Consider the following 22,875-nt stretch of genomic DNA (forward strand, 5'->3'; position numbering starts at 1 on the left):
AACCCCGCGCTGTCATTGAGCAAAAAGCGTTTCTTGGTCACTTCTAAGTATTGGCTTTTGAGGAGCGCTCTGCTATAAGAAACTCTCATTGATCGACAGGAATGCACTCGGGGAAGGGGATTTTCCACATGCTAATTCTGACACTCAGTTGCCGCAACGACTCGATGCACTATCTGCTTTACGATTGGGAGATGAAGAGGGAGGTCGCTGCTGGATCCGTGGAGCGGCTGGGGACCGGCTCCTGCATCACCATGAGCACCCCCGGGAAGCGCGCGCGGCGCCGCGAGGTCGACTGCCGAAACCACACCGGCGCCCTTGCCGCACTCCTCGATACCCTCACGGACCAGAAAACAGGCGTGCTGAAGGATCTGGGGGGGATCCGGGGGGTGGGACACCGCGTGGTGAACGGCGGGGAGCGCTTCGGTGCGCCGGTCCTCATCTCTCCCGAAACCCTCCCGCTTCTGAAGGAGACGTTGCTGCTCGCCCCGCAGCTGAACGCGCCGTGCCTGGAGGGGATTGAAGCGGGTCAGGAGCTTTTGTCCCCCCTCCCGCAGGTCGCGCTCTTCGAGACCTCCTTCCACCGCACGATGCCGGAGGTGGCCTATCTCTACCCTGTTCCCCTCGAGTGGTACGAGAAGCACCGGATAAGGCGCTACGGCTTCCACGGCTACGCCCACCTCTACGCCGCCCGGCGTGGCGCGGAATTGCTCGGGCTCGACCTGGAGAGCTCCACGCTTATCACGGTGCATGTGGGGGAAGGTGCCTCGCTTTGCCTGGTACGAAACGGCGCCTCGGTCGAGACCAGCATGGGATTCTCCCCGCTGCAGGGGCTCATGATGGAAAACGGCTGCGGCGACATCGACGCCGGGATCATTCCCTTCATAATCGAGGAGGAGAAGCTCACGCCGCAGGAGATGGACGAGATCCTCGCCAAAAGGAGCGGCTCGGTCGGAATCGCAGGCGCTCCGGTGAACGGCCCCGCCATGAAGAAGGAGTTTCGCCGCTCGCCGCGTGGGCGGCTCGCGCTGGAGATGGAGGGATACCGGCTGAAGAAGTACCTGGGGGCCTACATCGCGATCGGAAATCCCGCGGCGATCGTCTTCAGCTACAGTGAGGGGTGGGCCGACTGGCCCGCGCGCGCCTTTGCGCTGAAAGATCTGGAGCCGTTCGGGATACGGCTCGATGCGGCGCGTGACAAGGATGCGAGTGCGGGGGGGCGTGAAGTGGTGATAAGCGCGGAGAATTCCAGGCTCCCGGTCGTGGTGTTGCCGTCAGGGGAGGATCTGCTGGTGAACGCAGAGGTTGCAACGGTCCTGGGGTGGTCCTAGAGGACGGTGAGGAGAATTTCCCTTTTGCAGGGGGATGCCTCCTCACCGTAGCCCCTCTCGCGGGGAGAGGGGACAGGGGGGAGGCGGGTGTCCGTTACCCCCCACCAACCAGGGGGAACATCGCCAGGGTGTGTCCTTCCTGCAGCGGGTCGTCCAGCGAGACATGGCGGCCGTTTATGAGCACGATACCCATCTCTTCCTCGGTAATCCCGAGCTCCTCCATGATAGTCCGCGGCACGGTCCCTTCCGGGTACTCCCTTTCCTCGACCTTGAACCTGTTGTCCCTGAATGATGCGAAAAGCTTGACAGTTATCTTCATGCCTTGATCTTACTCCTCTGCTGCGCAACGGGTCAAAAAAAACCCGGTGTGGCAGGTGCCACACCGGGAATCCTTGCAGGAGAATCTTAGAAGTTCCAGAACTCGTCGATCTCTGCGTCGCTGAAGTCCCAGATCGCGTTGTGCGGTGCGACCGGCTCGTAGGTGAAGAACTCCGGCAGCCTGTCGTGAGCAGCGGTGAAGCCTGCTGCGTCGTTGAAGGCTTTCTCGGTCTTCAGGATGTACTTGCCGAGAGCGACGACGTCGTCGCCGGTCAGGTTCAGGCCGTAACGTGCGTTGATCATGTCGATGAGAGCCGGGAGGCACTCAGCGATGTCGAGAGCCGGGAAGGCCACGAAGATGCACATACCGGTGGAGTCAACAGCTGCGGTAGCGATCTGCAGGTTACGGGAAAGCTCGACCTGGCCGTCTTTCTTGAGCGGATCAACATAGCCACCGACGTTCAGGATGTTGGTAGCGATGGTGTAACCGGAGGTGTGGTCTGCGCCCATGGTGGAGGTAGCGTAGGTGATGCCGATACCTTTGACGGAACGCGGGTCGTATGCCGGGATACCCTGGTTCTTGACGACCGGGGTGCGGACAACGCCGTAGGTGCGGCCGACGGAGCCGGTGCCGTTACCGAGAACGCGCCCAAGCGGGGTGCCCTTGGCGATTTCTTCGGTCAGGAGGCGGTGTACGCCTTTGCCGTCGCCGAAGGGGATGATGCCGGCTTCCATAGCCACGCCGAAGAGAACAGCGCCTTCGATGGAGTCGATACCGACGCGGTCCATGAGGTTGTCGGCGATCGCGATGTCGTCGAGGCACTCGATCATGCAGTCAGCGCCGAGGCCCCAGATGGTCTCATACTCGAAACCGGAGGTGATGTAGGAGCCGTCAGCAGCCACGTACTCCTGGGAGCACTGGATGATGCACCCTGCGTGGCAGCCGTGCTTGTGCTTCCCGCCGCGAGCCACGATGGTGTCGTACATGGTCTCGCCGGAGATCTTGTCGTGGTGTGCGCACTGACCCTGGGTGAAGTTGCGGGTCGGCAGACCGCCAGCCTCGTTCAGGATGTTGACGAGAACGTTGGTGCCGTAGGTCGGGAGGCCCTGGCCGGAAACCGGGTGGTCGAGCATCGCCTTCGCGAAAACGCGGGCAGCGGTCTTGAACTTCTCCGGATCAGCAACTTTAACCGGGGAAGAACCGGTCTCGTCGATGCTGATGAACTTGATCTTCTTGGAGCCCATGACGGCGCCGAGACCACCGCGGCCGTGGCTGCGGACTTTGGAGTCGGGGTCTTTCACGGAGATGTTGGCGGCTGCCATGAGGAACTCACCTGCGGGGCCGATGGTGAGGACGCCGGTCTTCTTGCCGAGCTTCGCCTCGAGAGCCTCGACCACTTCGAAGGTGTCCTTCATGAGGAGCTCGGTCTCTTCGTTGATGGTGATGCCGTTCATGGTGATGTGGAGGTTGTACCACTTGTCCTCTTTCGGCTGACCTTCGATGATGATCGCCTTCACACCCATGCGAGCGAGCTGCTGGGCAGCGGTGCCGCCTGCGTTGGACTCTTTGATGCCGCCGGTCAGCGGGGACTTGGCGCCTGCGGAGAGACGGCCGGACTGTGCAGCAGCGGTGCCGGTGAGGAGGCCCGGTGCGAAGACCAGCTTGTTGTTGGGGCCGAGCGCGTCGCAGGTCGGCGGAACTTCAGCCGCTACGATCGTCGAGGTGAGGCCGCGACCACCGTGCGGAGCCCACTCAGCGGGGACTGCCTCGAGCTTGACGGTCTTGTCGGTCATGTTTACGCGGTAAATCTTGTCCATTCTCCATCTCCCTGTCTTGGTTTTATTTCCGCTCTCGCGGATAGGCTCCTTTCCAAAAGGGAGGCTCCGCCGTTTCCCGCGAAACCCGTAGGCCGGGCGCCATGGGGTTTTCCCCTGTAGGACGCTACGGCTCGGAGATTACTGCTCTCTGGATAGGCTCCTTTCCAAAAGGGAGGCTTCGCCGTTTCCCGCGAAACCCGTAGGCCGACGCCCCTTGGTGGATACCCTTTAGGACGCGCGGCTCGGAGGCTTGAAAAGTTACTGCTGTTTCATCTCTGTCGGACGAGGCGCCCAACAATACTGCACGACCGCTCTTTCCTGCAACAAAAAAAGGATGGGCGTCAGCGTTGCCGCTAACGCCCATCCTTTTTCGCGGCGCTTAATCCAACAGGAGTAAGGTGTTACATTGCTGCCTTGAAGATGTCGATGACCTGCTCCAGCGTAGCTTTACGCGGGTTGGTGAGCTGGCATGCGTCTTTCTTCGCGTTTTCTGCCATGACTTTGAGGTCCTGCTCCTTGACGTTGAGCTCTTTCAGGCCAGCCGGGATCCCGATGGAAGCGGAGAGCTGCTTGATCCTGTCGATAGCTTTCTGGCCAGCTTCGATGGTGGAGAGGCCGGCAACGTTCTCGCCGAGGGCAACTGCGATGGCAGCGAAGCGCTCCGGAGCAGCGATCAGGTTGAACTGGGAAACTGCCGGAAGGAGGATCGCGTTGCAGACGCCGTGCGGGAGGTTGTAGAAGCCGCCGAGCTGGTGAGCCATGGAGTGAACGTAGCCGAGGGAGGCGTTGTTGAATGCCATACCTGCGAGGTACTCGGCGTATGCCATCTTGTCACGAGCTTCGAGGTCTTCGCCGTTTGCCACAGCCTTGGAGAGGTACTGAGCGATGAGCTCGATAGCCTTGATGGCGCATGCGTCGGTGATCGGGGTAGCGATCGTGGAGACGTATGCCTCGACAGCGTGGGTAAGGGCGTCCATGCCGGTTGCTGCGGTCAGTGCGGGCGGCTTGCCGACCATGAGGACCGGGTCGTTGATAGCGATGTTCGGGGTGACCCTCCAGTCAACGATAGCCATTTTCACGTGGGTATCGGTGTTGGTGATGATGCAGAAACGGGTCATTTCGGAAGCGGTACCAGCGGTGGTGTTGATGGCAACGAACGGGGGGAAGGACTTGGTGGACTTGTTGATCCCTTCGAAGTCGCGGATGTTGCCGCCGTTTGCGATGACGAGGCCAACGCCTTTGCCGCAGTCGTGGGAGGAGCCGCCGCCCAGGGTGATGAGCGCGTCGCACTTGTTGTCCTGGTACACCTTCACGCCGTCAGCGACGTTCTTGTCGGTCGGGTTCGGCTCAGCGCCGTCGAAGATCACGCAGTCAACGCCGGCAGCCTTCACCATGTCGGCGATCTTTGCGGCAACGCCCATGGAGGAGAGGCCTTTGTCGGTGACGAGGAGAGCTTTCTTTGCGCCCAGAGCCTTGATCTGCTCACCGGTTTCCTTGGAAGAACCGACGCCCATCAGTGTTACCGTAGGAATAAAGAACCCGAATGTCTGATCAGCTAATGCCATTTCATTTCCTCCTGAGTGTTGTTTTAAAGGTGAGGATCACCTTTGAGTGTCCCTTCTCTAAGCAAGGGGCGTTCCAAGGCGTTTACCTAAGGTGCACTAATTTTCCCTTTTCCTGCTTTTCCCCCAAAAACAGCGTTTTCCCCGAGGGGGGCAGGAGACCCTTCTCCACCCCCCTCTGTTCGTTTGTACCGTATACGAACACTCCTTGTCTCAGGATACCGTATACGAACACTACGCTCTCTAATGGACCGGTAGGGGGATGGAGCGGGGGTCACCCCCCGGCCTGCAGCAGGAAGTTTCGCGCCAGCGGAGTGAACGCTTCGTGCTCCAGGAGGAAGGCGTCGTGGCCGTAGGAGGATTTGATGAGGTGGTACTCGACAGGCTTGGAGAGCCTGGTGAGGGCGGCGACCATCTCCTCGGTCTGGGAGGGGGGGTAGAGCCAGTCGGAGGTGAAGGCGAAGAACTGAATCGGTGCCGAGACAGAGGCGAAAGCCTCTTCCAGCGACTCGTACCCCTGGGTGACGTCGTACAGGTCGAGGGCCTTTGCCAGATAGAGAAAGGAGTTGGCGTCGAAGCGGTCGACGAAGTTGTAGCCGTTGTAGCTCAGGTAGCGCTCCACCTCGAACTGCCCGAAGAAGTCGAACTGGCCGTCACGCGCGGAGAAGCGCCTCCCGAACTTCGCCTCCATCGACTCGTCGGAAAGGAAGGTGATGTGGCCGATGCCGCGGGCGAGCGCGAGCCCGTCCTTCGGGTTCTTGCGGTACTCCCCCTTTTTCCAGTTCGGATCGTTGAAGATGGCCCAGCGCGCCACGGCGTTCATGGAGATCGCCTGGGCCGACGGGCGGGGGGTGGTGGCGAGAATTATTGCCGAGCGTATCCGCTCCGGGAACTGGGTCGCCCACTCCAGGGTCTGCATCCCCCCCATGCTCCCCCCCATGACGCACAAAAGCTTCTCGATTCCGAGCTTCTCGATGAGGAGCGCCTGGGCGCGCACCATGTCGCGCACCGTGATGACGGGGAAGGAGAGGTTGTATCTCTTGCCGGTTTTCGGATTGATGGAAGTGGGGCCGGTGGAGCCGAAGCAGGAGCCGATGACGTTGGAGCAGATGACAAAATAGCGGTCGGTGTCCAGAAGCCTTCCCGGCCCGACGATTTCGTCCCACCACCCCGCCCGCTTCTCCTCCGCGGAGTGCCTCCCGGCGAGGTGCGCGCTCCCGGTCCAGGCGTGCTCCACGAGGATGGCGTTGGAGCGGTCGCTGTTCAGGGTGCCGTACGTCTCGTATGCTATGGTGATGGGAGCGAGAATCCTGCCGCTGTCAAGCCTCAGTTCCCTCTCCAGTGTGATGCTTTGCGGTACGACGATGCCGTAGGACATAAACTCTCTCGTAAGGTAAGGGGTGCGTCTTTCCCTCTTCGGCGGGCAGGGGAAACAAAAAAGCCCCGTCTCGGGTGTGAGAAGGGGCTTTTGGGGTGCGGATGTGGGTAGTCCAAGCGCCTTTCTCATCTTCGCCTTTCGGCAGGATTTAGCACCTGGCGCCCTTTCAGGGCCGGTTGCTGTGGCTTCGCAGGGCCTTTCCCTCCACCACTCTCGATAAGCAGGTCTCTATGCAATTGTGCCGGGAAGGATAAGGGAGCCGGCACCTTTTGTCAATGTGAAAGTGAGCGCGTCCCACCCGCGGCGGCGACTCCTTTATTGCAATTTACCGAGCGGCCACTACACTTTATGCGCGGTGGCCCCGCAGGGCATGGCAGGGGGGCGGGGAGGAGACGGCCTTACAGGAGGAGAGGAAATGGGGAAGAACGGAGTAGAGAACCAGGGGCATTTCCTGAAGCTGGTGGGACTCTCGGCGCTGATGGATGGCCAGGACGACCTGGAGAACGGGCTGTCCGAGATAGTGGAGCAGATGGCGCGCATCGCCCGTTGCGAGATATGCTCCATGATGCTCTTCAGAGAGGAGGAGGGGGCGAACTCCTTCAGCCTGAAGCTCTTCGCCAAGCACGGGGAGCTCCCGAAACACGCCTTTCAGGAAGCGGCCCGCGTCGGCAACGGGATAGCGGGGCAGGTGGCGGCTTCAGGGAAGCCCCTCATGGTGCAGGACATAGAGAACTCCCCCTACCTGAAACTGGCCCGCCGTCCGGAGTCGGACAAGAAGGGGTTCATCTGCGTGCCGATCCTCATCAGCGGAAAGGTCGTCGGGGTCCTCAACATGAGCGATCCGGTGGACGGCAGGCGCTTCACCGTCCACGACCTCGACCTGGTTTCCTTCCTCAGCACCCTCACGGGAAAGTCGATCCAGGTGAACCAGCTGCAAAAGCTCCTGCGCTCCCGCTACCTGCAGCTCGTCGCCCAGGGGGGGCCGGAGGAGGCCGCTTCCGTTCCGCACGAGCGCCCCGACACCGGCCACATGGCACAGATCCTCGCCCGCTCCTTCTACAAGGAGATGGCGGCGGCAGGGTTCGGCTCCGACCACATCATCGGCGCCGCCACCGAGATCATCTCGCAGTTGAACAGCAAGCTCGCCCGTCACCGCGCCCGCAGGGAGCGGCAGGCGTGAGGCGGTCGCCGCTGCATCGGGGGTGCGACTGCCTCCAGGCGGTCTGGACGGGATCCTTCCTTAGTCGCGCTCCGCTCCCGCCAGCCTGACCGTGCGCCAGCGGCGGACGGAGTTGATGATGTAGACCGCTTGCGCCTTTTCCAGGTCCCCCCTCGTCAGCACCCTCTCCCTGATCTCCCCACGCTCCAGCAGCTCTTCCCGCAGGACTCCCGGGAGGAGGCCGCACTCCCGGGGGGGCGTCAGCAGTTCCCCATCCACCAGTGCCACCACGTTGCTGTTCGCCCCCTCCGTGATCTCCCCCCGCTCGTTTACAAAGATCAGTTCGTCGTACTCCGGATGGCGCGCCCTCTCCTCGTCGTACAGCGGCCGGCAGGTCGTCTTGTGGTAGAGGAGGGGATCGCGGGAGTGCACCGGTATTGAGGCAAAGGCGGCGATCGCGTCTGTCGCGGCGTCTGCGACCGGAGCCGAGGTGCAGTCGAGCCCCCCTCCGCGGTGCAGCAGGAGCCGCACCTTGTGACTCCCCTGCAGTGTGGAGGCGTGCGCGGTGAGGGCGCGGCGCGCCTCTTCCGTATCGAAGGGGAATGAGAAAAAGGCGGCAGAGCGGGCCAGCCGGGCCAGGTGCCGTTCCAGGAGGAAGTACTCCCCGTCTAAGAGGAGCGACTCGATGAGGGAGAAGTCCGGTACATCGCTCTGCGCGAAGCGCGCCTTCCCCAGGCATTCGGCGTGTTCCTCATCCTCCCGGGAGTCGTAGGTGATGCCGCTGCCGATCCCCAGCTCCCCCTGCCCGGTGGAGGCATCGATGACAGCGGTGCGGATCGCCACGCTGAAGGAGGCCTCCCCTCCGGGGGAGAGGTAGCCGATGCAGCCGGTGTAGAGGGCGCGCGGCACCCCCTCCAGGTCGGCAATTATCTTCATGCTCCTTCTCTTTGGCGCCCCGGTGATAGAGCCGCAGGGGAAGAGGGCGCAAAAGAGCTCGCGGATGCCGGTTCCCTCCGGGACCTTTCCCTCTATGGTGGAGGTCAGCTGGTGCACGGTGGACCACGACTCTATGTCGAAGAGGGAGGTCACCGTCACAGAGCCGGTTTGGGCCACCTTCCCCATGTCGTTTCGCAGAAGATCGACGATCATCAGGTTTTCCGCGCGCTCCTTCGGGCTCCGGCGAAGGCGCTCCTTCATCTCCTCGTCCTCCTCCGTCCAGCGTCCGCGGGGAGCGGTCCCCTTCATGGGGCGGCAGGTAAGGGTCCCGTCCTGCACGGCGAAGAAGAGCTCCGGGGAGGCGGAGAGAATCGTGAACTCCCCGACCACGAGATAGCTTCCGTACGGAGTCGGCTGGAGGCGCATCATGTCGCGGAACCAGGCGAGGGGGTCCCCGGAAAAGGAGAAGCGCTGGCGCATGGTGAAGTTCACCTGGTAGCACTCCCCCGCGGCGATGAGCTCCCGTATCTCCCGTACCGATCGGGCGTACTCCTCGGGGGTGACGGACGCCTCCCACCCGAAGGTGCGGTAGCTTCCGCCAGGGTGCGGCAGTCCCCCCTCGTAGCGTTCGCGGAAGATCCCGAACCAGAGGAGGGGGAAAGGGGATGGCTCGCAGACCGGGAGAGCGGCGTCCACCCCCGGCGCCGCCTCGTAGCTCACGAACCCTGCGGCGTGCGCCCCGGCGGCGGTCGCCTCCTCCAGGCGCGCCAAAGCAGGGGCCACCTCCTCGGGACGGTGCGCCGTTATCTCCTCGATGAGGCCGGAAAAGGAGAAGCCGTGCACAAAGGCGCGTACCGGCTTCATTGGCGACCCGTGGCGCAGATAGAGCGTATGGCGCACGACAGGCAGGTCTCACGGTCCTTCCCGTCGCACCCCTCCGAGATCCCCAGGTGGCAGAGGGAGAAGTCGTACTTCACCGGGTCGTGCGGGTCGAGTTCCCTGAGACGGGCGGTGATCTCCCGGGCCATGCGCCAGTCTCCCTGCCTGCGGCTCGTGAAGCCGAGCAGGCGGCAGATGCGCTGGATGTGGGCGTCGACCGGAATCACCAGCTGGCTCGGGCTCACCCCGCGCCACAGCCCCAGGTCGATCCCGTCGGCGGGACGCACCATCCAGCGCAGGTACATGCACAGCCTCTTGCAGGCGCTCCCGGACGCGGGGGAGGGGAAGAAGAAGGGGAAGTAGGAGTCGGCTGGAATCTCCTCGTCTCCAAACACATCGCAGAGGTCGAGCGCCTTCAGCGACGCGCTGAACCCGGTGAGGGAGGGGGTGAGATCCTCCGCCGCGGGATCATGAAAGCGCAGGAACCACCCTTCGATGGAGCCCGACTCCCGGATCATGGTGCGGCACACGCAAAGAAGCGCGCACAGGTCGCGGCCGTCGTTGAATCGGTGCTTGAAGCGGGAGAAGAGAAGCTTTCCCTCCTCAGGGTCGAAGCGCTCCACGAAGCGCCGCGGCGAGGGCCCCATCTCTTTAAAGATCGACTCCAGGTTCCGCCTGATTATCTTCACGTTGCCGTAGGCGAAGGCGGCGGCGATGAAGCCGACCACCTCCTGGTCTTTTCCGTCATGGTAGCGGTGGCAGAAAGAAAGTGGATCGTTGGCGAGATGCTCGGTGGAGCGGGCTGCGTACAGCGCCTCCAGCACGGTTTTCAGCTCCAAGGTGCCTCCGGGAGGGGTGTTCCTCTGTTGAAGAAAGGAAAGGAACTGGTAGATTATCATATGGTTACGGGACCTCAAAGATTAAAAGGAGGCAGTATGAATCTTGCGGAGTTATTTCCCGAGGGGGGGCGCGGGGTCATAGGGACTGCGGACGCGCAGGGGCAGGTCGACCTTGCGGTCTTTGCCATACCGCACATAGTGGATGAGGAGACGCTGGCCTGGGGAGTAGGGGAGGGGAGGACGTACCACAACCTGAAGGAGAACGCGAAGGCGAGCTACCTGTACATCGCGCCGACGCGGGGGTACAACGGGTGGAGACTGACGCTCAGCTTGAAGGAGATGGGGGAGGGGGCGCTGCTGGAGGAGATCAGGGCGCGGGCGGCGAAGAACAGCTGGGTGCAGGACGTCTCGGAGATAAAGCACGTCCTCTATTTCAAGGTCGACGAGGTGCGGCCGCTGGTCTAGCTACTTCCCTTTGGGGCTTTCCAGGACGAAGGTGACGGGGCCGTCATTTACGAGGCTCACCGCCATGTCCGTCTGGAAGATCCCGGTTTGCACCGGTACACCCGCCTCCCACACCTTCCCGATGAAGTAGCTGTACAGGCGGTTCGCCTCCTCCGGATCGGCCGCGGTATCGAAAGAGGGGCGCCTCCCCTTGCTGCAGTTTCCCGCCAGGGTGAACTGGGAAACGGCGAGGATGGCGCCTCCGACCTGCGCCACCGATAGGTTCATCTTCCCCTCGTCGTCCTGAAAGATGCGCAGGTTGGCGATCTTGTCGGCGAGCCAGTCGGCGTCGCGGGTCGCATCCCCCACCTCCACCCCGAGCAGGACGACGATTCCGTGGCCGATCTCGCCAACTATCCGCCCCTCGACCTTCACGTGCGCTTCCTTTACCCTCTGCAGCACCGCCTTCACGGAATTATCTCTTCGTACTGCTGACGGTACACCGCGAGTGCCTGCGGCGAGTAGACGACGAGGAGGACCTTCGCGAGCTCCGGGTAGTGCCGCACCGCTTCCTTCGTTTCCTCAAGTGCTATGCGGCACGCCTTCTCCATCGGGTAGCCGTACACCCCGGCGCTGATGGCGGGGAAGGCGAGGGTAGTGAGGCCGTTTTCGTGGGCGATTCTGAAGGAGTTGCGGTAGCAGCTTCTTAAGAGCTCCGGCTCCCCCTTCCCCCCCCCGTGCCAGACCGGGCCGACCGTGTGGATGACGTGCTTTGCGGGGAGGCGATAACCCTTCGTGATCTTCGCCTCGCCGGTGCGGCACCCCATGAGGGTGCTGCACTCCGCCACGAGCTGCGGGCCCGCGGCCCGGTGGATGGCGCCGTCCACCCCGCCGCCGCCGAGGAGTGTGCTGTTCGCGGCATTGATGATGGCGTCCACTTCGAGGCGGGTGATGTCGGTCAGCACGATCTCGATCTTTTCTCGCATGCTCTCCTCGCCCTCCCGTCAGGGAGCGATCAGCGCCCGCAGGGCCTTCAGGTTTATCTCGTCCATTTCGTCGTTGTCCCCCTTGGGGGTCTCGATGATCTTTGGCGCCGCTGCCAGCGCCGGGTCGTTGAGGATGAAGCGGAACGGCTCGAGCCCCAGCATCCCTGCCCCGATGTGCTCGTGGCGGTCCACCTTGCAGCCGAGCCCCTTCTTGGAGTCGTTCAGGTGGAGGCACCCGACCCGGGAGAGCCCGATGGTGCGGTCAACCTCCTCCATGGTGCGGAGGTAGCCGTCCCGGTCGGTGATGGGGTAGCCTGCCGCGAAGGCGTGGCAGGTGTCGATGCAGACGCCGAAGCGGTCCTTGAAGGCGGTCCCCTCCATGATCTGCTTCAGCTGCTCGAAGTTGTACCCGAGGTACGTCCCCTGCCCCGCGGTGTTTTCCAGGAGGACGAGCCCGGTGTACTGGGGCACCCTCTGGAAGAGCTCGTCGAACGCTTCGCAGATGCGCCGGATCCCGATCGCCTCCCCGTCGCCGTTGTGGGCGCCGGGATGCATGACGATCTTGTTGATGCCGAGCGCCGCGCAGCGTTGCATCTCCTGGGCGAAGCTCTCCAGGCTCTTGTCCCGCCCCTCTCCCGGTGCCGCAGCGAGGTTGATGAGGTAGATGTCGTGGCTGATCGCCTCGTGGAGCCCGGAGGCGGCGAAGTTCTGTCTGAAGAGGGCGGCGTCATCCTTCGTGGGGATCTTGCCGAGCCAGCGGTTGGCGTTCTGGGTGAAGAACTGGATTACGCGGCAGCCCGATTTCACCCCCCTCTCGGGGGCGTTGAAGATTCCCCCCGCGATGGAGACGTGTGCACCTAGGAGATCCATGTCATACCTTTTGCAGAGCGAGCCTGACCTGTGCTACCCGGTCGGCGTACTCCTCCTTTTCCAGAATGAGCTCCTGGTGCGGCTCGCTCCACTGCGGGCGGGGCCACAAGGGGTCCGTCTTCCTGCGCGGCACGATGTGCCAGTGCATGTGCGGCGCCATGTTCCCCAGCAGCTCGTAGTTGATTTTATCCGGGAGAAACAGGTTGTAAAGCGCGTGTGCGACGGCGTTTACCTCCGCCATGACCTCGTCCCGGGTGGTCGGCTCGAGGTGGAAGAGCTCCGTCACGTGGGCTTTGAGATAGACGAAGCAGTAGCCGGTGAAGAACTGGTCACGGTTGAGGGAGACGTAGCAGTGGCGCAGCTCCGCGATGCGCAGCTCAGGCTCGTCCTCCCACTTGCTGCAGATCGGGCAGCCGGTCATGATGTGCTCCTTTTCATGGGCTGGGGGCGTGGTGGCCCGGCGTTGTGGCGTCCGACCGGTCAGACCAGTCGGACCAGTCGGACCAGTCAGGCGATCTACAAGTTGATCTCGCCGGAGTACACCTCCACCGCCGGCCCGGTCATGTACACGTTGCCGTCCTCGGCCCACTCCATCTCGAGGTCGCCGCCGCTCAGGTGGTTCAGGATCTTCTTCTCCGTCAGCCCGTTCAGGATGCAGGCGGCGGTCACCGCGCTCGCCCCGGTGCCGCAGGCCAGCGTTTCTCCCGCACCGCGCTCCCAGGTCCGCTGGCGCACTTCGGTCCGGGAAATCACCTGCACAAATTCCACATTGGTCCGGCGCGGGAACAGCTCGTGGTTCTCGATGAGCGGGCCGTACTTCGCCACCTGGAAGTTCTCCAAGTCGTCCACGAAGATCACGCAGTGGGGGTTCCCCATGGAGGCGCAGGTGATCCGGAAGGTCGTGTGCAGGATGTTCAGCGGCTCGTCGATGACCTTTGCCTCCGGCTCCCCGAGCATCGGGATCTCTGCCCTGGTCAGCCTCGGCGGCCCCATGTTAACCCGCACCCGATCCACGGTGCCGTCCGCGGCGGTGAAAAGCTGCAGGGTGAGGATGCCAGCGCCGGTCTCCGCGGTGATCTCCTTCTTCTCGACTATGCCGTGGTCAAAGGCGTACTTCGCGACGCAGCGGATGCCGTTGCCGCACATCTCCGACTCGGAGCCGTCCGAGTTGAACATCCTCATGCGCACATCCGCCACCTCCGACGGCATGATGAGAATGAGGCCGTCAGAGCCGATCCCGAAGTTGCGGTTCGATACCTTTATCGCCACCGAAGCCGGATCTTCCACCGTCTCGGTAAAGCAGTTGACGTAGACGTAGTCGTTTCCTGCGCCCTGCATCTTGGTGAATTTCATGTAAAGCCTCCGGGTTAATGTATCACTCTCTAATAACAAAAAGGTTGTGCCGCAACAAGAAAAAAGCGGCGCCTCCCCCGCTTCGACGCCCGCCTCCACTGTACCCGCGCCCCATGCCGCGCCGGCCGCTCTTTCGGTTGACCGGCCGCCGCCATTTCTCTATCATCGTGCCAGTAAAGGGAGGGGTTATGGAACTCAAAAACAGGATGTGGATGAACGGGAACCTCGAGTGGTTTGCCTATCTCGGCGAGCACGAGGTCTTCCTCGGGAGCCGCGAGGTTCCCTACCCCCTCGAGGAGGGGGACAGCTGGGTCAATGTCTACGGCGACCGCTTCGAGGTGCGGGACGGGGAGATCCTCCTCCTGGGGAGGACCGACCCTCCGGAGCGTGCCTGGTAACGCCACTTTGCAGGTAGAGAATGCCTTCCGCTGTCCCTTTATATTGTTGACATGGTGGATGTGGTATTGTAGGCTCGCCCTACCATAATTGGGGAGTACTGCCATGAGACTATCCACCAAAAGCCGTTACGGACTGCGAGCACTCTTTGACATCGCCTACAACGCGGGGACGCAGCCCGCGCAGATCCAGGACATCTCCCGCCGCCAGGAAATCTCTCCGCGCTACCTGGAGCAGATCTTTCAGGGGCTCAAAAAGAGCGGCATCCTGAAGAGCAAGAGGGGACCTCAGGGGGGGTACTGCCTGGCCAGAAGCCCGGAGGAGATCACGGTGCAGGATGTGATCGAGGCGACGGAAGGGGATACCCTTCTGGTGGACTGCTCCGGTAAAGGCGGGAAGGAGTGCGGTTTCGACGGCACCTGCGTGACGCAGACGGTCTGGGAGGAGTCGAACCAGAAGCTGAACGAGTTCTTCTCCTCCATCACGCTGAAGACGCTCTGCGAGCGGGGCGAGGCGCTGGGGATCAAGAGGGAGCAGGATCACCGCTTCATGTATTTTATCTAAACTACAGGCGCGCCACCGGACTTGCGGGGGCGGTCGCCTCTGAAGGTACCATGGATACACTGCACCAGAAATACCAGCACCTGAAAGACATGATCGCCGAGATGGGCTCTCTCGTTGTCGCCTTCTCCGGAGGGGTCGATTCCACCTTCCTCCTGAAAGTGGCGCACGATACGCTGGGGGACCGGGTGCTGGCGATTACCGCCACCTCCCCGACCTACCCCGAGTCCGAGTACCGTGAGGCGTGCGCCCTCGCCGAGAGGATCGGGGCGCGCCAGCTGACGGTGGAGTCGAACGAGCTGGAGATCCCCGGCTTCTCCGAAAACCCGCGCAACCGCTGCTACCACTGCAAGAGCGAGCTCTTCTCTATCTGCGTGGAGAAAGGGCGCGAGCTCGGCTTCTCCTTCGTGGCGGACGGCAGCAATACGGACGATCTGGGGGACTACCGCCCGGGGCGCACCGCAGCATGCGAATTGAAGGTCCGCTCCCCCCTCCTGGAGGCGGGGCTCTCCAAGTCCGAGGTGCGCGAGCTGAGCCGCGAGCTGAACCTCCCGACCTGGGAGAAGCAGCCGTACGCCTGCCTTGCCAGCCGATTCCCCTATGGGGTGGAGATCACTCCGGAGCGTCTGAAGCAGGTCGAGGCGTGCGAGGAATTTTTGAAAGGGGAGGGGTTCAGGACCTACCGGGTGCGGTTTCACCTGGAGACGGCGCGTATCGAGCTCTCGGAAGAGGAGCTGCCGCGCCTGCTTGAGCCGGAACTGAGGAAGCGTGTCCTCTCCTTCTTCAAGGGGCGCGGCTTTACCTACGTGGCGCTCGACCTGCAGGGGTACCGCAGCGGAAGCATGAACGAGACGAGCGCGGAGTCCTAGCGCTTCTTCTTCGGGATGGTGACGGTGAGGACGCCGCAGTCGAGCTCGGTACCGATTTGTTTCGCTTCGAGCTCCATGGGGAAGGCGAACGTCCTCTGGAAAGGGCCGTACGAGCGCTCGATGCGGTGGAAGTTCTCCTTGCGCGCCTCGTGGTTGTGCCTGCGCTCCCCCCTGATGGTGAGGGTTCCCTTCTCAACCTTCACATCGACATCGCTAAGCTCCAGATCGGGGAGCTCCACCTTCACGGTGACCGAGCCGTCGTCCTCGTAGATGTCGGCGGCCGGCTGCCACACCCCTTCGCGCAACTCCTCCCCCAGCTCCTTTCTCCAGGCCAGGTCCAAAAGCCGGTTCATCTTGTCCTGCATGCTGCGCAACTCACCGAGCGGGTTGTACTTGACGATCGCCATTTAATCCCCTCCTGTAGCCGGTTTAAGCGTTCTCGTGGAGTAATCATAAAAAGGGGAGGAGGCGCCTGCCCCCTCCCCTTCGATACTTTTCGTGCCCTCTTTCCTAGTGTCTCTTCCCCTTCGGGATGCTGTGCTTCAGTTTTTTGGAGCCGTCATAGAGGGTTTGTTTTGTCAGCTCCCGTTGTGCTTTCAGGTCTTTTTTCTCGTAGTCGCTTGCCAGGTTCGCTTCCAACTGCTGTGCCAGTTCTTCGATGACTGCTTCTTCATTCTGTGCCATGCTGATCCCCTTTTAGGCCTGGTTGATAGTGATGCGTGGACTACTTATCGACCGTTAGAGCACCCTCCTTTGGAGATTTTTTTGTCTTTATCATAACATTTCAACCCCGTATTGCAACCGTTCTTTGCCCTTGAAGGTGCCCCGGAGATCGGCTACTATGGGCATTTATCACGTCCCGAGAGGTGGATTAATGGTGCAGTACAAGGTGGTCGAGGTGAACACCGTCTCCGACGAGACGCTCGAGGAGGCGCTTAATGAGTGGACCCGCAAGGGGTGGCGCTTCGAGGGTATCCAGTTCGCCATGAGGGAGTCGAGCAAGCGCCCCGCCATGGCATTCGTGGTCTTCACCAGCGAGGTGGAGCGGTGAGCGAAACCCTCTACCTGCTGGACGGCTCCTCCTACATCTACCGCGCCTATTTCGCCATTCGGCACCTGAGCTCCCCGAAAGGCTTCCCCACCAACGCCCTCTACGGTTTTACCCAGATGCTTCTGAAGGTAATGAAGGACCGCACACCCGAACACGTGGCGGTGATCTTCGATGCCGGGAAGAAGACCTTCAGAAACGATCTCTTTCCCCAGTACAAGGCGAACAGAAGCTCCATGCCCGCCGACCTCGCCCAGCAGATCGGGCCGATCAAGGAGATGGTGCGCGCCTTCAACATCCCGGCTCTCGAGCTCGAGGGGTACGAGGCGGACGACATCATCGGCACCATCGCCCGCCGCTGCGAGGCGCAGGGGCTCGACTGCGTGGTGGTGACCGGCGACAAGGACCTGATGCAGATCGTCACCGAGAAGGTCACCCTCCTCGACACCATGAAGGAGAAGAGCTTCGGGATCGAGGAGGTGCGGGAGAAGTTCGGGGTCGATCCGGAGCGGGTGGTCGACGTCCTGGCACTCTGGGGGGATACCTCCGACAACATCCCCGGCGTCCCCGGAATCGGAGAAAAGACCGCGAAGAAGCTCATGGAGGACTTCCATTCCCTGGACGAGCTCCTCGCCCGCGCGGACGAGGTGAAGGGGGCGAACGGCCCGAAGCTTATCGAGTTCGCCGAGCAGGCGAGGCTGTCGCGCCAGCTCGCCACCATCGACTGCGAGGTCCCCATCGACTTCTCTCTGGAGGACTTCGCCGTCTGCCCGCCGGACACGCGCAAGCTCGCCGACCTCTTCAAGGAGTACGGCTTCACCTCCCTCATGAAGGACCTCACCAGCACCCCTACCCTCTCGACGGAGGAGTATCGTACGGTGCTCACCGAGGAGGAGCTCTCAAGGCTCGTGGAGGAGCTCTCCGCCGCCCCCGCCTTCGCGCTCGACCTGGAAACAACGAGCCTCGACGCCATGAAGGCCCGCATCGTCGGCGTTGCCCTCTCCTGGAAGCCTCACCAGGCGTACTACATCCCGGTGGGGCACCGCTACCTCGGCGCACCGGACCAGCTTTCCGAGGAGACGGTCCTCGAAAGGCTCCGGCCGCTCCTCACCGACCCGTCGCGCAAAAAGATCGGTCAGAACCTGAAGTACGACTACCAGATCCTGCGCCGCTCCGGCGTCCACATGGAAGGGCTCTGGTGCGACACCATGCTGGCCGCCTACCTCCTGAACCCGGGGCGCACCAGCCAGGGGCTCGACGCACTGGCGCTGGAGCTTCTGGACCACCGCATGATCTCCTTTGAGGACGTGGCGGGGAAGGGGAGGGACCAGCTGAACTTCTCGGAGGTCGATCTGGAGCGCGCCGCCCCCTACTCCTGCGAGGACGCCGACGTCACCTTTCTCCTTTCCGAAATTCTCCTGCCGCAGGTCAGGGAAGGGAGGATGGAGGAGCTGCTCTTCGAGCTGGAGATGCCCCTCCTGGAGATCCTCTCGGAGATGGAGCTGCACGGCGTGAAACTCGACCTTCCCCTCCTGCGCGACCTTACTGCAGGCTTCGGGAAGCAGCTCGTGGCGCTCGAGGAGCAGATCCACACCCTGTGCGGCGGGGCCTTCAACATCAACTCACCGAAGCAGCTCGGGGAGGTACTTTTCGGCCGCATGGGGCTCTCCTCCGGGAAGAAGACGAAGGGGAAGACCGGCTGGTCCACCAACGTGGAGGAGCTGGAGCGCCTCTGCGACGAGCACGAGGTGGCCGAGCTCATCCTGCAGTACCGCTCCCTCTCCAAGCTGAAGTCGACCTACACCGATGCCCTGCCCCGGCTCGTCGACCCCGTCACGGGGCGGATCCACACCTCCTACAACCAGGCGGTCACCAGCACCGGGAGGCTCTCCTCGTCGGAGCCGAACCTGCAGAACATCCCGGTGCGCGGGGAAGAGGGGCGGGAGATCAGGCGCGCCTTCATCGCCGAGCCCGGCTCGCTCATCCTCTCCGCCGACTACTCTCAGATCGAGCTGCGGGTCCTCGCCCACCTCTCCGGCGACAACGTCTTTTGCGAGGCATTCGCCTCCGGGGAGGATATCCACCGGCGGACCGCGGCAGAGGTGTTCGGAATCGATCCGGACCTGGTCACCTCCGAGATGCGGCGCCAGGCGAAGGTCATCAACTTCGGGATCATCTACGGCCAGGGCGCCTTCAGCCTCGCGAAGGAGCTCGGGGTGACCCCGAAAGAGGCGAAGTCCTTCATCGACAGCTACTTCGAGCGCCACTGCGGAGCCCGCCTCTTCCTGGACAGCTGCGTCAGGGAGGCCGAGGTCTCAGGCTACGTCACCACGATACTGGAGCGCAGGCTCCCGATCCCCGAGATCTTCAGCAAGAACGGGAACATCCGCGCCTTTGCCCAGCGAAACGCAGTGAACTACCCGATCCAGGGCTCCGCCGCGGACATCATCAAGAAGGCGATGATCGCGGTTGTGCGGGCAATGGAGGAGGAGAAGGTGCAGAGCCGCCTCATCATGCAGGTGCACGACGAACTGGTCTTCGAGGTGCCGGAATCGGAGCGCCCCCTCATGGAGGAGCTGGTGCGCCGCGAGATGGAGCACGCGGTAGCGCTGAAGGTGCCGCTGAAGGTCGATCTCAACTTCGGCCTCAACTGGAGCGAAGCGCACTAAGATTCCACCCCATCCCCACCCTTTCCCTCCCCTTGAAAGGGAGGGGACGCGCTGGCGACGGCTTGCACGGGTTCACCCGGAATTTCGAACCCTGCATGGCTAACCCCCTTCCGTTGACGGGAGGGGATGCTACTTCGCCGCCGTGGAGCACAGGCTTCCCAGCCTGTAGCCGCGGCGCCAGCCTCGCGGTCTGTGGCGGCTACGCCCCCATCGCAGGCAAGATGCCTACGCTCCAGCGCGGGGGCACCCGGGCTCTCTGCAATGACCTTCCCCAGAATTCCCGGAAGAGTAAAAAAGGGGGACGGCGTCTGTCGATGCCGTCCCCCTGTCGCCTCATCAGTCTGTCCTTCCTCTTTCCCCTTCCCGTCGCAGCCGCAGCGGCATGCCGCTGCCTCTTCCCGTTCCCGCCTCCGCTCTGACTGCGCCGCTCACGGTGCCGCGACGGCGAGTTCCATGGCGTCCTCGATGGTAATCTCCAGCTCGGCCAGCGTTATCTCCTTTATCCCCATGTTCTGCGCCTCGAAAGTCGCAGCCACCATGACGCTCGTGTCGGGGCTCGTGCTCAGGCCGAGCTTGCGGCAGGTGGTATTCACCAGGTGCACGATGCTCAGGAGCACGTTGTTGGTGTCGGACTGCTCCTTGTGGTGGTCGCGCACGATCACGCTGTAGAGATCGGGCAGGTTCCACTTCTGCATCAGGTCGTAGCCGCAGTCGGTGTGCATCGTCTCCATGATCTCCGCGGCAAGCTCTCGGGAGAACTTGAGCTCCGTCTCACCGGAGAGGAGCAGGGCCTCCAGCACCTTCAGTATCAGGAGGCAGCCGATGTCGTGCAGGAGCCCGGCGATGAACGCCTCCTGGGAAAGGTGCTTGAAGCCGGTGCGCTCCGCGAGCCACCTGCTCCCGATGGCGCAGCCGATGGCGTGGCGCCACAGGAGCTGCGAGTAGCTCCTGAGCTCGGGGATGGTGAGGCTGTTGTAGGTATTTTGCTGGGTGGCCATCATGGCGATGGAGGCAATCTCCCGCGCGCCAAGCCGCACGACCGCCTCCGTGATGGTGGTGACCTTCGAGAGCCCGCTGAAGAAGGCGGAGTTGGCGAGCCTCAGGATCTGGCTGGTGAGCGCCTGGTCCTTGATGATGAGGGCGGCGACCTGCTCGATGGTGAAGTCGTCGCTGGAAAGGACTTCCTGCAGCTTCACCGCCACGGCGTGGAACATCGGCAGCTGCAGCCCCTCGACATCCATCTGCTCCTTGATGAGCTCCACAAACGGTTTCGTCGTCATGACTCACTCCCCCAAAAGTCGCCGAATGTCCGCGATCGGCCGCGGTTTGCCGATGCGCGGCAGGAGCCGCACGCTGTCCTGCAGGGAGACCTCCCCGCGCGCAGCCTTGCTGAGCCCCGCCTCCAGAAGGGTCACCATCCCCGTCGTCTCCGTACTGATGCGCCTGATCTCGTAGCTCGTCTTCTTGCTGAGGATGGCGTCCTTCACCATTTCGTTCAGGATCAGCATCTCGAAGACCCCCACCCTCCCGCGATAGCCGCTGTAACGGCACCTGCTGCACCCCCGCCCCTGCTTGAACTCGGCCCCGCGCAGCTCCGCCGTGGTGTAGCCGATGCGGCGCAGCTCGGAGGGATTCGGAAGGTACTCCTCCGCGCAGTCCGGGCAGACCCGGCGCAAAAGCCTCTGCGCGAGGACGCACGTTACGGTGGAGGCGATGAGGAACGGCTCGATGTTCAGGTTCATGAGCCGCAACAGGCCGCCGACGCTGTCCTCCGTATGGAAGGTGGTGAGGACCTTGTGGCCGGTAAGGGCCGCCTGGATCGCCGTCTCCACGGAGAAGTTGTCGCGCATCTCCCCAAGGACGATGATGTCCGGGTCCTGACGCACGATGTGCCTCAGCGTCTCCTCGAAGGTGACCCCGATCTTGTGGTTGATGGAGCACTGGGAGATACCCTCCAGGACGTACTCCACCGGCTCCTCGGCGGTGACGATGCAGGTGTTTATGTCGTTTAGGTGGTGCACGCAGCTGTACAGGGTGGAGGTCTTGCCGCTCCCGGTGGGGCCGGTGATGATGAGAACGCCGCTCGGGGTGTCCACCGCGTCGTCCAGGAATTTCTCCAGCATCCTCGGCGGCATCCCGATGTCTTTCAGGTCGAGGAGCTCCCCCTTCTTGCTGAGGAGCCTCAGTACGATCTTCTCTCCATAGATGGTGATATAGAAGGAGACGCGCATGTCGAGGGTCACCCCGCGCTTGGCGCTCTCGTAGCAGATGCGCCCGTCCTGGTGGCGCCTCCTTTCGGCGATATCCGCCTCCGCCATGACCTTGATCCGCGTGGAGATCGGCGCCGCGAGCTCTCTCGCGAAGTCCTTGTACACCGTCAGCATCCCGTCCCTTCTGAACCGCACCCGAAGTCTCGTGCGCATCGGCTCGATGTGGATGTCGCTGGCGCGCTCCTTCATCGCCTCCTCGAAGATGCTGTTCACGATCCCGGTGACGGTGTGCTCGTCGGTGGCGGTGCTGTCCCCCTGCCCCCACCCCTTCCTCAGGGTGTTCACCGTCTCCTTTATCCCCTTCAGGGTGGCGATGGCATAGGTGACATTGCTGCCGAAGAGTTTCTCCACCGTCTTTCGCGCTTCCTGATCGAGAGGGTCCGCGATCGCCACCAGGATCTTCCCCTCCACCTCCTTGATCGGCAGGAAGCTGTGCTGGGCGATCCACTGCGGAGGGACCTTCGCCACGAGGGCGCGGTCGATGGCGCCGAGGTCGAGATCCATGTAGGGGTAGCCGAGCTGGAAGGCAAGCGCCTCCGCCAGGGTGTGCTCCTCGATGAAGCGGTTCTCCACGAGGATCTCCCCGAGCATCCTCCCGCTGTCGGAGTCCCCCTGGATCCCCAGCGCCGCCTGCAGCTCCCCCGGCTTCAGATAGCCGAGTTCCACGAGGAGCGCGCCTAGCTTCACCGACACGACGCTCTTTTGCAGCGTCTCCCGCAGCTCCTCCCTGGAGAAGAAGCCGAGCTCCAGCATGACCGCAACGAGCGTCTTTGGCGATACGAGCTTGTTCTTCACCCGCAGGGCGTAATTGAGCTGATCCTCAGCGAGATGACCTGCCTTCATCAGGAGGGCAGCTATTTCCAGTCCGGAGTTGTCCTCGACCTGATGGCGTTCTGTCGTCTCCACGTTCACTGCTTCGATTAGCATGGTGACCCTCCTGGAGCAGGCGCACTGGCAGAGACGGTGGGGGGATTGACCTCCCCCGTCGTCCGCTGGTATTATACCACGCCATTTGAAGGTGCTAATGTGTACCCCCTCCCTATCCTTCACACCCCTTCCCGCCAAGCGCAGTCCCGATTTCAGCTCCCTGAGCCGGAAAAGGGGCAAAAAAAAGATTTGAAACGCGGAGCAAAAGAGCAATAATGAAACGTCGTTCGCGGCAGACTCATGTGAAAGAAGCGGGCGCCGCGAA

General features: G+C 62.6%; 23 protein-coding genes and 2 riboswitches. Of the genes, 8 read left to right on the forward strand and 15 right to left on the reverse strand.

The annotated features are described in order from the left end of the window. The first annotated feature begins 128 nt into the window (after positions 1–128). Positions 129–1,328 (forward strand): acetate/propionate family kinase, encoded by a 1,200-nt coding sequence (locus LPW11_RS10535; RefSeq protein WP_230998082.1) that lies wholly within the window; start codon positions 129–131, stop codon positions 1,326–1,328. 94 nt (positions 1,329–1,422) lie between these two features. Here LPW11_RS10535 and LPW11_RS10540 read toward each other — a convergent pair whose 3' ends face one another. The 4 genes from LPW11_RS10540 to metX all read right to left on the reverse strand — a co-directional run bounded on the left by LPW11_RS10540 (position 1,423) and on the right by metX (position 6,404). Then, a complete protein-coding gene (locus LPW11_RS10540) occupies positions 1,423–1,647 on the reverse strand; it encodes a MoaD/ThiS family protein (protein WP_230998083.1) in 225 nt (74 codons plus the stop codon). Between the two features lie 86 nt (positions 1,648–1,733). Beyond that, on the reverse strand, positions 1,734–3,464 hold the full coding sequence (locus LPW11_RS10545; RefSeq protein ID WP_230998084.1) for an aldehyde ferredoxin oxidoreductase family protein: 1,731 nt from the start codon (positions 3,462–3,464) through the stop codon (positions 1,734–1,736). 141 nt (positions 3,465–3,605) lie between these two features. Then, a riboswitch (molybdenum cofactor riboswitch) is annotated at positions 3,606–3,724 on the reverse strand. Between the two features lie 141 nt (positions 3,725–3,865). Beyond that, on the reverse strand, positions 3,866–5,029 hold the full coding sequence (locus LPW11_RS10550) for an iron-containing alcohol dehydrogenase (protein WP_230998085.1): 1,164 nt from the start codon (positions 5,027–5,029) through the stop codon (positions 3,866–3,868). 271 nt (positions 5,030–5,300) lie between these two features. Next, the gene (metX, locus tag LPW11_RS10555) at positions 5,301–6,404 is read right to left on the reverse strand and encodes a homoserine O-acetyltransferase MetX (protein WP_230998086.1); all 1,104 of its coding nucleotides are present in this window, start codon (positions 6,402–6,404) and stop codon (positions 5,301–5,303) included. 122 nt (positions 6,405–6,526) lie between these two features. Then, positions 6,527–6,627, reverse strand: a riboswitch (SAM riboswitch). A 192-nt stretch (positions 6,628–6,819) separates the two neighbouring features. Here metX and LPW11_RS10560 point away from each other — a divergent pair. Beyond that, complete coding sequence (locus LPW11_RS10560; RefSeq protein ID WP_230998087.1) at positions 6,820–7,584, forward strand: GAF domain-containing protein; 765 nt, start codon at positions 6,820–6,822, stop codon at positions 7,582–7,584. 60 nt (positions 7,585–7,644) lie between these two features. On the opposite strand, the gene pabB is transcribed toward LPW11_RS10560, so the two are convergent. Beyond that, on the reverse strand, positions 7,645–9,363 hold the full coding sequence (gene pabB / locus LPW11_RS10565; protein WP_230998088.1) for an aminodeoxychorismate synthase component I: 1,719 nt from the start codon (positions 9,361–9,363) through the stop codon (positions 7,645–7,647). Then, on the reverse strand, positions 9,360–10,217 hold the full coding sequence (locus LPW11_RS10570; RefSeq protein ID WP_230998089.1) for a TIGR02757 family protein: 858 nt from the start codon (positions 10,215–10,217) through the stop codon (positions 9,360–9,362). The genes pabB and LPW11_RS10570 overlap by 4 nt, the downstream gene beginning before the upstream one ends. Before the next feature lie 96 nt (positions 10,218–10,313). Between LPW11_RS10570 and LPW11_RS10575 the strand changes: the two genes are divergently transcribed. Next, positions 10,314–10,682 (forward strand): pyridoxamine 5'-phosphate oxidase family protein, encoded by a 369-nt coding sequence (locus LPW11_RS10575; protein ID WP_230998090.1) that lies wholly within the window; start codon positions 10,314–10,316, stop codon positions 10,680–10,682. Here LPW11_RS10575 and dtd read toward each other — a convergent pair whose 3' ends face one another. The 5 genes from dtd to dapF form a co-directional block, all read right to left on the reverse strand. Continuing rightward, complete coding sequence (dtd, locus tag LPW11_RS10580; protein ID WP_230998091.1) at positions 10,683–11,132, reverse strand: D-aminoacyl-tRNA deacylase; 450 nt, start codon at positions 11,130–11,132, stop codon at positions 10,683–10,685. It abuts the gene before it with no gap. Continuing rightward, positions 11,129–11,647: an O-acetyl-ADP-ribose deacetylase gene (locus LPW11_RS10585; protein WP_230998092.1), complete on the reverse strand. Its 519-nt coding sequence runs from the start codon at positions 11,645–11,647 to the stop codon at positions 11,129–11,131. The genes dtd and LPW11_RS10585 overlap by 4 nt, the downstream gene beginning before the upstream one ends. A gap of 18 nt (positions 11,648–11,665) precedes the next feature. Next, positions 11,666–12,517: a deoxyribonuclease IV gene (locus LPW11_RS10590; RefSeq protein ID WP_230998093.1), complete on the reverse strand. Its 852-nt coding sequence runs from the start codon at positions 12,515–12,517 to the stop codon at positions 11,666–11,668. 1 nt (position 12,518) lies between these two features. Then, complete coding sequence (locus LPW11_RS10595) at positions 12,519–12,941, reverse strand: HIT family protein (RefSeq protein WP_331001612.1); 423 nt, start codon at positions 12,939–12,941, stop codon at positions 12,519–12,521. A gap of 92 nt (positions 12,942–13,033) precedes the next feature. Further along, the gene (gene dapF, locus LPW11_RS10600; RefSeq protein ID WP_230998095.1) at positions 13,034–13,870 is read right to left on the reverse strand and encodes a diaminopimelate epimerase; all 837 of its coding nucleotides are present in this window, start codon (positions 13,868–13,870) and stop codon (positions 13,034–13,036) included. 188 nt (positions 13,871–14,058) lie between these two features. Between dapF and LPW11_RS10605 the strand changes: the two genes are divergently transcribed. The 3 genes from LPW11_RS10605 to larE all read left to right on the forward strand — a co-directional run bounded on the left by LPW11_RS10605 (position 14,059) and on the right by larE (position 15,696). Beyond that, on the forward strand, positions 14,059–14,268 hold the full coding sequence (locus tag LPW11_RS10605) for a hypothetical protein (protein ID WP_230998096.1): 210 nt from the start codon (positions 14,059–14,061) through the stop codon (positions 14,266–14,268). Between the two features lie 103 nt (positions 14,269–14,371). Continuing rightward, positions 14,372–14,830, forward strand: coding sequence for an RrF2 family transcriptional regulator (locus tag LPW11_RS10610; RefSeq protein ID WP_230998097.1), 459 nt, complete (start codon positions 14,372–14,374; stop codon positions 14,828–14,830). Between the two features lie 50 nt (positions 14,831–14,880). Continuing rightward, entirely contained in the window at positions 14,881–15,696 is an 816-nt protein-coding gene (gene larE / locus LPW11_RS10615; protein ID WP_230998098.1) for an ATP-dependent sacrificial sulfur transferase LarE, read from the forward strand. Here larE and LPW11_RS10620 read toward each other — a convergent pair. Beyond that, a complete protein-coding gene (locus LPW11_RS10620) occupies positions 15,693–16,103 on the reverse strand; it encodes an Hsp20/alpha crystallin family protein (protein ID WP_230998099.1) in 411 nt (136 codons plus the stop codon). The genes larE and LPW11_RS10620 overlap by 4 nt on opposite strands. A gap of 103 nt (positions 16,104–16,206) precedes the next feature. After that, positions 16,207–16,380: a hypothetical protein gene (locus tag LPW11_RS10625; RefSeq protein ID WP_230998100.1), complete on the reverse strand. Its 174-nt coding sequence runs from the start codon at positions 16,378–16,380 to the stop codon at positions 16,207–16,209. 190 nt (positions 16,381–16,570) lie between these two features. Between LPW11_RS10625 and LPW11_RS10630 the strand changes: the two genes are divergently transcribed. Together LPW11_RS10630 and polA are read left to right on the forward strand one after the other, a co-directional pair. Further along, the gene (locus tag LPW11_RS10630) at positions 16,571–16,747 is read left to right on the forward strand and encodes a DUF4177 domain-containing protein (RefSeq protein ID WP_230998101.1); all 177 of its coding nucleotides are present in this window, start codon (positions 16,571–16,573) and stop codon (positions 16,745–16,747) included. Further along, entirely contained in the window at positions 16,744–19,413 is a 2,670-nt protein-coding gene (gene polA / locus LPW11_RS10635) for a DNA polymerase I (protein WP_230998102.1), read from the forward strand. Before LPW11_RS10630 ends, polA begins: the two co-directional genes overlap by 4 nt. 428 nt (positions 19,414–19,841) lie before the next feature. On the opposite strand, the gene LPW11_RS10640 is transcribed toward polA, so the two are convergent. After that, the gene (locus LPW11_RS10640; protein ID WP_230998103.1) at positions 19,842–20,693 is read right to left on the reverse strand and encodes an HDOD domain-containing protein; all 852 of its coding nucleotides are present in this window, start codon (positions 20,691–20,693) and stop codon (positions 19,842–19,844) included. A gap of 3 nt (positions 20,694–20,696) precedes the next feature. Next, positions 20,697–22,610 carry a GspE/PulE family protein gene (locus LPW11_RS10645; RefSeq protein ID WP_230998104.1) on the reverse strand — a complete coding sequence of 638 codons (1,914 nt, stop codon included), beginning with the start codon at positions 22,608–22,610 and terminating at the stop codon, positions 20,697–20,699. Positions 22,611–22,875 lie beyond the last annotated feature (265 nt).

The sequence above is a fragment of the Geomonas sp. RF6 genome (assembly GCF_021044625.1).
Lineage (GTDB): Bacteria > Desulfobacterota > Desulfuromonadia > Geobacterales > Geobacteraceae > RF6.

Bases quoted from the DNA above. Each gene is read 5' to 3' on its own strand.
- LPW11_RS10535 (WP_230998082.1), top strand. From the start codon at position 129: ATGCTAATTCTGACACTCAGTTGCCGCAACGACTCGATGCACTATCTG.
- LPW11_RS10540 (WP_230998083.1), bottom strand. From the start codon at position 1,647: ATGAAGATAACTGTCAAGCTTTTCGCATCATTCAGGGACAACAGGTTC.
- LPW11_RS10545 (WP_230998084.1), bottom strand. From the start codon at position 3,464: ATGGACAAGATTTACCGCGTAAACATGACCGACAAGACCGTCAAGCTC.
- LPW11_RS10550 (WP_230998085.1), bottom strand. From the start codon at position 5,029: ATGGCATTAGCTGATCAGACATTCGGGTTCTTTATTCCTACGGTAACA.
- metX (WP_230998086.1), bottom strand. From the start codon at position 6,404: ATGTCCTACGGCATCGTCGTACCGCAAAGCATCACACTGGAGAGGGAA.
- LPW11_RS10560 (WP_230998087.1), top strand. From the start codon at position 6,820: ATGGGGAAGAACGGAGTAGAGAACCAGGGGCATTTCCTGAAGCTGGTG.
- pabB (WP_230998088.1), bottom strand. From the start codon at position 9,363: ATGAAGCCGGTACGCGCCTTTGTGCACGGCTTCTCCTTTTCCGGCCTC.
- LPW11_RS10575 (WP_230998090.1), top strand. From the start codon at position 10,314: ATGAATCTTGCGGAGTTATTTCCCGAGGGGGGGCGCGGGGTCATAGGG.
- LPW11_RS10585 (WP_230998092.1), bottom strand. From the start codon at position 11,647: ATGCGAGAAAAGATCGAGATCGTGCTGACCGACATCACCCGCCTCGAA.
- LPW11_RS10590 (WP_230998093.1), bottom strand. From the start codon at position 12,517: ATGGATCTCCTAGGTGCACACGTCTCCATCGCGGGGGGAATCTTCAAC.
- dapF (WP_230998095.1), bottom strand. From the start codon at position 13,870: ATGAAATTCACCAAGATGCAGGGCGCAGGAAACGACTACGTCTACGTC.
- LPW11_RS10605 (WP_230998096.1), top strand. From the start codon at position 14,059: ATGGAACTCAAAAACAGGATGTGGATGAACGGGAACCTCGAGTGGTTT.
- LPW11_RS10610 (WP_230998097.1), top strand. From the start codon at position 14,372: ATGAGACTATCCACCAAAAGCCGTTACGGACTGCGAGCACTCTTTGAC.
- larE (WP_230998098.1), top strand. From the start codon at position 14,881: ATGGATACACTGCACCAGAAATACCAGCACCTGAAAGACATGATCGCC.
- LPW11_RS10620 (WP_230998099.1), bottom strand. From the start codon at position 16,103: ATGGCGATCGTCAAGTACAACCCGCTCGGTGAGTTGCGCAGCATGCAG.
- LPW11_RS10625 (WP_230998100.1), bottom strand. From the start codon at position 16,380: ATGGCACAGAATGAAGAAGCAGTCATCGAAGAACTGGCACAGCAGTTG.
- LPW11_RS10630 (WP_230998101.1), top strand. From the start codon at position 16,571: ATGGTGCAGTACAAGGTGGTCGAGGTGAACACCGTCTCCGACGAGACG.
- LPW11_RS10640 (WP_230998103.1), bottom strand. From the start codon at position 20,693: ATGACGACGAAACCGTTTGTGGAGCTCATCAAGGAGCAGATGGATGTC.
- LPW11_RS10645 (WP_230998104.1), bottom strand. From the start codon at position 22,610: ATGCTAATCGAAGCAGTGAACGTGGAGACGACAGAACGCCATCAGGTC.